General features: G+C 69.2%; 9 protein-coding genes. 8 read left to right on the top strand and 1 reads right to left on the bottom strand.

What is annotated here, in order from left to right:
- The first annotated feature begins 159 nt into the window (after positions 1-159).
- The 8 genes from IE172_RS17025 to IE172_RS16990 all read left to right on the top strand — a co-directional run bounded on the left by IE172_RS17025 (position 160) and on the right by IE172_RS16990 (position 5,909).
- Complete coding sequence (locus IE172_RS17025) at positions 160-477, top strand: hypothetical protein (protein WP_031023283.1); 318 nt, start codon at positions 160-162, stop codon at positions 475-477.
- Between the two features lie 92 nt (positions 478-569).
- Positions 570-1,121 (top strand): GGDEF domain-containing protein, encoded by a 552-nt coding sequence (locus IE172_RS17020; protein ID WP_190098084.1) that lies wholly within the window; start codon positions 570-572, stop codon positions 1,119-1,121.
- 85 nt (positions 1,122-1,206) lie between these two features.
- Positions 1,207-1,392: a hypothetical protein gene (locus IE172_RS17015; RefSeq protein WP_190098083.1), complete on the top strand. Its 186-nt coding sequence runs from the start codon at positions 1,207-1,209 to the stop codon at positions 1,390-1,392.
- Positions 1,385-2,761, top strand: coding sequence for a replication initiator protein RepSA (gene repSA, locus IE172_RS17010; RefSeq protein ID WP_190098082.1), 1,377 nt, complete (start codon positions 1,385-1,387; stop codon positions 2,759-2,761). The genes IE172_RS17015 and repSA overlap by 8 nt, the downstream gene beginning before the upstream one ends.
- Positions 2,762-2,763: 2 nt before the next feature.
- Positions 2,764-2,961: a helix-turn-helix transcriptional regulator gene (locus IE172_RS17005; protein ID WP_190098081.1), complete on the top strand. Its 198-nt coding sequence runs from the start codon at positions 2,764-2,766 to the stop codon at positions 2,959-2,961.
- Positions 2,961-4,202 carry a tyrosine-type recombinase/integrase gene (locus IE172_RS17000; protein WP_190098080.1) on the top strand — a complete coding sequence of 414 codons (1,242 nt, stop codon included), beginning with the start codon at positions 2,961-2,963 and terminating at the stop codon, positions 4,200-4,202. Before IE172_RS17005 ends, IE172_RS17000 begins: the two co-directional genes overlap by 1 nt.
- 32 nt (positions 4,203-4,234) lie before the next feature.
- Positions 4,235-4,966: a DUF4145 domain-containing protein gene (locus IE172_RS16995; protein ID WP_190098079.1), complete on the top strand. Its 732-nt coding sequence runs from the start codon at positions 4,235-4,237 to the stop codon at positions 4,964-4,966.
- Between the two features lie 280 nt (positions 4,967-5,246).
- Positions 5,247-5,909 carry an NUDIX hydrolase gene (locus tag IE172_RS16990; protein WP_190098078.1) on the top strand — a complete coding sequence of 221 codons (663 nt, stop codon included), beginning with the start codon at positions 5,247-5,249 and terminating at the stop codon, positions 5,907-5,909.
- A 21-nt stretch (positions 5,910-5,930) separates the two neighbouring features.
- On the opposite strand, the gene IE172_RS16985 is transcribed toward IE172_RS16990, so the two are convergent.
- Positions 5,931-7,445: a hypothetical protein gene (locus IE172_RS16985; RefSeq protein WP_190098077.1), complete on the bottom strand. Its 1,515-nt coding sequence runs from the start codon at positions 7,443-7,445 to the stop codon at positions 5,931-5,933.
- Positions 7,446-7,462 lie beyond the last annotated feature (17 nt).

Here is a 7,462-nt window from a genome sequence, read left to right as displayed (position 1 = left end):
CCCCTCTGGTTCGCCCTGGTCGTCGTCGGCTGGCTCGGCGTCAAGCTCATCCGCCCGCCGCTCTGGCTGGTCCTGGTACTGCTGCTCGGCGGCTACCTCCTCGCCGACAGCCTCCTGTCCCCGGTCATCGACACCGCCGTCAAGTAAGGAGACCCGCCCATGTTCCGGCCCAAGCTCCCGACCATGCCCCAGCCCACCGGCCAGGTCACCCCGCCCGCCGTGGTGGAGCCGACCACCATCACCCCGGGCACCTCGGCTTCGACGCCCATCCCGGCCCCGGTCGCTGGCCCCGCCCGACCCACGGTCCAGCTCACCCCCGGCACCGCGCTCGCCCTGGTCGGCGGGGGCACCGCCGTGGTCCTGGTCGTCGGCGCCGTCCTGGTCTCCATGCTCCTCGCGGTCGCCATCACCGCCGCCTCGGTCGCCGTCTGCGCCGTCGTCCTGCGCTCGCTGCTGGCCTCCCAGCACCGCCGCTGACCGGTCCTGGGGGGCGACGCACAAGCCGCCACGCACGCCGCCGCCTTCCGGGACCCGTACCTCGCCAACCGCCGTCACCGAAGGGAACACTCATGGACCTGCAGATAGCCGCCGCCCTGGTGCCGTTACTGGGCTGGGCCGTGCACGGGGGCTTTCTCACCCACCGGCTCGCTGCCGCACGCCGTGACCCGCTGACCGGTCTGCACACCCGCGCCGGATGGACCGCCCGCGCCGAACACTGCATCCGCCGGCACCCGTCCGCGGCCGTGCTCCTGGTCGACCTCGACCACTTCAAGACCCTCAACGACACCCATGGCCACGCCGCCGGGGACGCGGCCCTCATCGCAGTCGCCGACCGCCTGCGCACCTGGTGCGGACGCCACGGCACCGCCGGACGCCTGGGCGGGGACGAGTTCGTCGCCGTCGTCCAGGACCTGGCCGCAGCCGACCTCGACGCGCTCACCGCCGCACTGCACTGGCCGCTGCCCTACAACGGCGTTTCGCTGCGGCTGGCCGCGTCGGTCGGCGTCTGCCGCCTCGCCGAGTTGCCGGTGCCGCTGCTGACCGATGCGCTCGCCGCCGCCGACGCGGCCATGTACGAGGCCAAGGGCCGTGGTCGCCGGGGCTCACGCCTCTCTCGCTGACCGGCCGCCGGGTGGCGCACAAGCCGCCAAGCACGCCGCCACCCGGGGCCGTTCCTTCCAACCGCAATCGAAAGGAACCACCATCATGACCCAGCACACCCCGCCCGCGTCGCGTATCTGCCCGGCCTGCGATGGCTTCGCCTCCGTCGCCGTCACCATCGGCGGCCGTGACCTGCGCGGGCACCTGCGCACCATCACCGCTCACTGCCCGGTCTGCCACGGCACCGGCACCGTCACCGCCCACCGCGTCCGGGAGGGCGCTGGTGCCTGAGACGCTGCTCGACCCGACCACCCTCGGCGACCTGCTGAGGGTGGCTTCGGCCGTCGACTACCACCGCTGGGAAGAACAGATCCGCCGCACCGGCGGCTGCGCCGACCCCATCCATCTGACCGGCTGGACGATCCACAAGGACAAGACCACCGGCGAAACCCTGCACCACTACTCCACCGAGGGCGAGCCGGGCGGCCGTCTCCGCCTCGCCTGCGGAAACCGGCGTGCCTCCCGCTGTCCGTCCTGCGCCTGGACCTACGCGGGCGACACCTACCACCTCATCCGCGCGGGTCTGGCCGGTGACGACCGCCGGGACATCCCCGCCACCGTGCGCTATCACCCGCGCGTCTTCGTCACCCTCACCGCACCCTCGTTCGGCCCGGTCCACAACCGCCCCGATCGCGGCGTCTGCCGCTGCGGCACTCGCCACGCTCCCGACGCCCCGGAGCTGGGCACCGCCCTCGACCCGGACACCTACGACTACGCGGGCGCGGTGCTGTTCAACAACCACGCCGGGCAGCTCTGGCAACGCTTCACCAACCGGCTCCGCCGCGAGATCGCCGCCCGCGCCGGCCTCACCCAACGCGAGCTGAAAGAGCGTGCCCGGCTGTCCTACGGCAAGGTCGCCGAGTTTCAGAAGCGCGGTGCCCTGCACTTCCATGCCGTGATTCGACTCGACGGATCGGACGGTCCGGAGACTCCTCCCCCGGCCTGGGCGACCGTCGACATACTCGCCGACGCGATCCGTGCAGCTGCGGCGCACTCCTACACCTCGGTCTCCGTCCCGGCCGCCGAGGACCAACCGGCCCGCACCTTCCGCTGGGGCACCCAGCTCGACATCCGCCCTGTGAAGGCGTTCGGGGACGGTTCCGACATCACCGAGCACGCCGTCGCTTCCTACGTCGCCAAATACGCGACCAAAGCGGCCGAGAACACCGGCACCCTGGACCGCCGCATCGGCGAGCTGGCCGAGCTCGACCACCACCAGGTCCCCGACCACACCCGCCGCCTGATCGAAGCCTGCAAGACCCTCGACCCGCTCTACCCGGACCGACGGCTGTGGGCCTGGGCGCACATGCTCGGCTTCCGTGGTCACTTCTCCAGCAAGAGCCGCCGCTACTCCACCACCCTCGGCGAACTCCGCCAGGCACGCGCCGACTACCGCGCCGCCCAGGAGCACGCCGCCCTCGGCCTCGACGACGCCGAGCCGGACACCGTCCTCGTCCTCGCCGACTGGCAGTACGCCGGACACGGCCACACCCCCGGCGAATCCGTCCTAGCCGCCACCATCGCCCGCGACCTCCAACTCAACCGCGAAACCGCTCGCGAAGCCCTGCGCGACCAACTCGCCGACGAAAGGGAGTGCTGACCATGGCCTCAAACCTGCCGAACAGGTTCCTGACCCCTGAGGACCTGGTCGAGATGTTCGAGCTGCCCAGCATCGAAACCGTCTACCAGTGGCGCCGCAAGCGCACCGGTCCCCGCGGCTTCCGCGTCGGCCGGCACCTCCGCTTCGACCCGACCGACGTGCGTGCCTGGGTGGACTCACAGATCGGTGAGGCTGCCTGATGGCGGGGCACATCCAAGACCGCTGGTACAAGACAGAGACTGGCCCGGACGGCAAGCCCGTCAAGGTCAAGACTGACCGATACGGCGCTGGCATGCGTTACCGCGCTCGGTACATCGGCCCTGACGGCACTGAGAAGTCCAAGAGCTTCCCGGACCGACAGAAGCGCCTCGCCGAGCAGTGGCTCACGGACATCGCGTCGGACATGTCGCGCGGTCGGTACATCGACCCGCGTGCCGCTCGGATCACCTTCAAGAGCTACGCCGAGAAGTGGCTCAAGACGCACGGCATCGACCCGGCCAGTCAGGTCGTCGTCGAGCAGCGGTTACGCCTGCACGCGTTTCGCCTGATCGGCTCCCGGCCGCTGGACTCGTTCCGCCCGGAGCACATTCGTGCGCTGGTGAGCGCGCTGGAGAATGACCCGGCCGTGAGCGGCGGCTATGCACGGAACATCTACGGCGACGTACGGGCCGTGCTCAGTGCTGCGGTCGACGACGGGCTGTTGCCCCGTAACCCGTGCTCCGCGAAGTCCGTTCGTCCGCCGGCCGCCGAGCAACGCCGGGTTGTGCCGTGGCTGCCTGCTCAGGTCCGGGCGGTCCGCGCGGCACTCCCCCAGCGCTACCAGCCCATGGTGGACGTAGGTGCCGGGTGCGGACTCCGTCAGGGGGAGATCGTGGGACTGGCTGAGGATGCGCTCGACTTCGACGGCGGCATCATCCGGGTCGTCCGGCAGGTGAAGCTGATCCGAGGGAAGGCCGTATTCGCTCCTCCGAAGTGCAACAAGGAGCGGGACGTACCCTTGCCGCCCTCGGTGGCCGAGTCCCTGCGGGCCCACATGGACGCCTTCAAGCCCGTCGAAATCACCTTGCCGTGGCGCAAGCCGGACGGCCCGAAGGTCTCCGCCCGTCTCCTGTTCACGAACACCGCAAGCGGACTCGTCTGGCGCAGCAACTTCAACGTCCAGGAGTGGAAGCCCGCTCTTGCGGCGGCCGGACTGATCTCGGCGGCTGGAGCCGACGGCAAGTACGAGTCCGCTCGGGAGCACGGCATGCACGCGCTGAGGCACTTCTACGCCTCGGTGCTGCTGGATGCTGGCGAGAGTATCAAGGCCGTGAGCGAGTACCTGGGGCACACCGACCCTGGGTTGACGCTGCGGGTGTACGCGCACCTCATGCCGTCAAGTCAGGACCGCACCCGCAGGGCGATCGATAGCGTGCTGAGGTCAACGCCGAAAAAGCGGTGACCTGTTGAGCCAGGGGTCCCTAACCTGCCTCTATGGGAGTAGTCAGAACGTGCGGCTGGTGCAACGACCGGTGCAACATGAAGAACGTGCACACTGCCGAGGTTGGCACCGCCGGATGGGGTGAGCTGAAGCGCGTCGACATAGTCTTTCGTTGCGATGGCTGCGGTCATCTCAGCGTCGCAACCGGTCGGCAAGAGCTTGTGCCGTACAGCTCCAACGGCAGCACACGTTTGGTCGTGGACGGCCCTAGCGCGTGGTTCCCTCGGCAGGTCGGCAGGCGCGTCTACGACGATGTCCCGACGACAATCGCCAGCATGGCCATCGAGGCGCACCAGTGCCTATCCATCGAAGCTAACAGGGCGGCTGTAGCCTTGGCCCGTGCTGTTGTCGAAGCCACAGCTAAGGATCGTGGGATCACAACCGGCACTCTCGAAAAGAAGATCGACAAACTGTTCGAGCAGCAGCTTATTCGGGAGTACGTCAAGGACGCGGCCCACGAAGTCCGGTTCGGGGGAAACGAAGTCGCTCACGGCGATCTTGCGGCTGAGCCGATGGACAACGCCACCGCGACCGAGGTCCTCGGTCTAATGGACGAGATCCTTGACGAGGTGTTCCAGTCTCCTGCGCGGGTCAGGCGTCGCAAGGAGCAAAGACTTGAGCGCGAGCGGCGACTCAAAGAGGGAGACGGGGCCGGCTCCGGTGAGGTGCCGCAAGAGACGCCCGCTGGTGATGTCGTGAGCGTCACCGAAGAGCCCCCGTTCTGACCGCCACGGCCCAGAGACGGCCCAGTGACCCAAACCAAGCCCCCTGCCCACGCTAAATGCGCTGGTGGGGGGCTTACTGCTGCCCACTCGCTGCCAGTTCTCCGGGCTTAGGCATGGCTGTACCAGTGTCGCAGATCGACTCGGGTGAGCAGGCGCGGTGCCGGGGGGGTGAGCCGGACCTCCCGGACGCGGCGGACGGTGCCGGTGCCGTGGCGGGGCGTCACCGGGCATTCCGGTCGTTCCCCGGTCGGTCGGGACGACCGCTGGAATACTCGCTGCCATGACCGACTCGCAGGACCGGACGCACCTGGCAGCGTACGACGTGATGCGGCGGGAGCATCCCGAGCTGTTCCGCAACGACCGGAGCGGCGACGGCATCGACATCGTCGAGCCACACTCGGTGGAGGTCCCGGGAGCACTCGGTGTCCTCTACAGCGACGCGCACATCCGGCTGCTCCGGGACCCGGTCCGCTTTCCCGACGGGCGGGCGGGGGCGTACGTGAGGATTCTCGGCGCCACCCAGGCGCCGGGTGCGGCCGTGCTGCCGCTGCTGGAGGACCGCGTCGTCCTGCTGGAGAACTACCGGCACGCCACCCGCGCCTGGCACCTGGAGATTCCCCGGGGCTTCGGCACGGAGGGGCTGGCGGCCGAGGAGAACGCGCTCAAGGAGCTGGAGGAGGAGATCGGCGTGCGTCCGCTGTCCCTCACTCCGGTCGGAGCCGTCCACCCCGACACCGGGATGCAGTCCCACCTGGTGCGTCTCTTCGTCGCCGAACTGGCGGCGATCGGATCCATGGAGACGGCCGCCGGCATCCGCCGGGCGGTGCTGCTCACCCCTGATGAGCTCGACAGCAGGATCCTGGACGGGTCCGTGACCGACGGGTTCACCCTGGCCGCCGTGGCCCAGGCCCGTCTCAGGAACCTCCTGCGCTCGGTCCGCTAGTCCCCGTGCCGGGGCTCGCGTCTACTGCTCGTCGGTCTCCGGTGCGTTGAGGGTGGCGATCTGCTCCTCCTCTGCGTCCGCCGCGCGCCGGACGAACCCCGCCTCCTGCAGCCGCCTGACCAGGTCCGCCCAGTCGTCCCGGGTCCGCTGGAGCTTCACCTGCATCAGGTCCACGCTCGTCTGCAGCTCCCGCTCGGCTCGGCGCTGGTCCCGTCCGACCACGGAGAAACGGACCACCGCCCGGGACGCCTCGGCTGCGACGGAATCGGCCACCTGGCCCACGACCTCGATCTGGGGCTCGTCGTGGAAGATGAGGGAGATCACCGAACCGAGGGTGTGGATACTCACCTTGATGACGGGCTGCCACCGGTCCGCCTCGTCCGCGCGGCGTGTGCCGACGAACTCCGCGAGCCGCTCGGCCACGGCCACGTACCGGTCGTAGACGGCCTGACCCTGGACGGTGAACCGCTCCGGTGTCTTGAGCATCTCCTGCGGTTCCCTGAGGAGATCCAGCAGGCTGTTCTTGTACCGCGTCCACTCGTCGGTCCCCCTGGCCCGGCGCACGTGCTCGAGTTCGAGACCGGTGAGACCGACGTCCAACGGCCTCTGGACCAACGCGAAGGCCTGCTGCCTGAGCATGTCGACGAACCCGTCCACCGATGCTCCCCCGCCCCGCGCGATGGCACGGTCCACCTCCTGCAGGGCCGTGCGGTCCAGGGAGTCGGTGGGGGTCAGCGGGTAGCGGCTCATGGCGTCCGGCAGGGCGGTGCCGTACTTCAGGTCGGCGAGCTGCTTCAGTTCGGCGGCGAAGGGCTTGGTCCGGTCGTAACGACCGTCCGCGGGATCGGACCCGTCGGCGACGACGAACTTGCGGTAGAAGTCCTCCCTGCTGACCAGTTCCTGCTCCGCAGCCCACCTGCTGACCTCGATCAGCCGGGCCTTCAGGAGCCGGGCACCTTCCTCGTCGAGCGCGAAGTCGCGCCGCAGGCTCTCCGGGTCGAAATCCGGCAGCACGAGCAGCTGGCGGCGGAACGGGCGCTGGAGTTTGACGCGGGTCAGATCGCCGTTCTCCGTGTTGTCCCACGACAGCCGCAGGCAGCTGCCCCGCGTGTCCCCCACCACGTCCCGCCAGGCACGTACGCCTTCGGGCTGCACGGTGAAGTCCTCGTCCTGCACCAGGGTGTCTTCCCGGTAGAGATAGGGGATGATCACCGAGTCCGCGAGCAGGGACTTGAACGCCTCGCGCGATGCGCCGCCGTCCCGGAAGTCCTGGTAGACGGCCTGGTTGTTCAGGAAGAAGGCGCGGTTGACGATGACCTGCTGCGCGTTGAGGAGAGCCCTCAGGTATTCGTGCCGCACCGCGAGCTGACGCTGCCCCGTCACCCCCGGGTCACGCAGCGACTTTCCCTTCTTCAGCATGGAGGCGAGCAGTTCCTGCGGCACCCACTGGTTGTCCAGGCACTGGGCGACCACCGCCACGGGTTCGAGGTCACTATTGACGATCTTGGTGAAGTCCGTACCCGGCACATATGCCATCCGTCGTCCCCCCTGGT

The organism is Streptomyces griseoflavus, from assembly GCF_014649995.1.
Lineage (GTDB): Bacteria > Actinomycetota > Actinomycetes > Streptomycetales > Streptomycetaceae > Streptomyces > Streptomyces griseoflavus.
The sequence above is the reverse complement of the archived record's forward strand: the minus strand, read 5'-3'. Positions and strand labels throughout refer to the sequence as shown.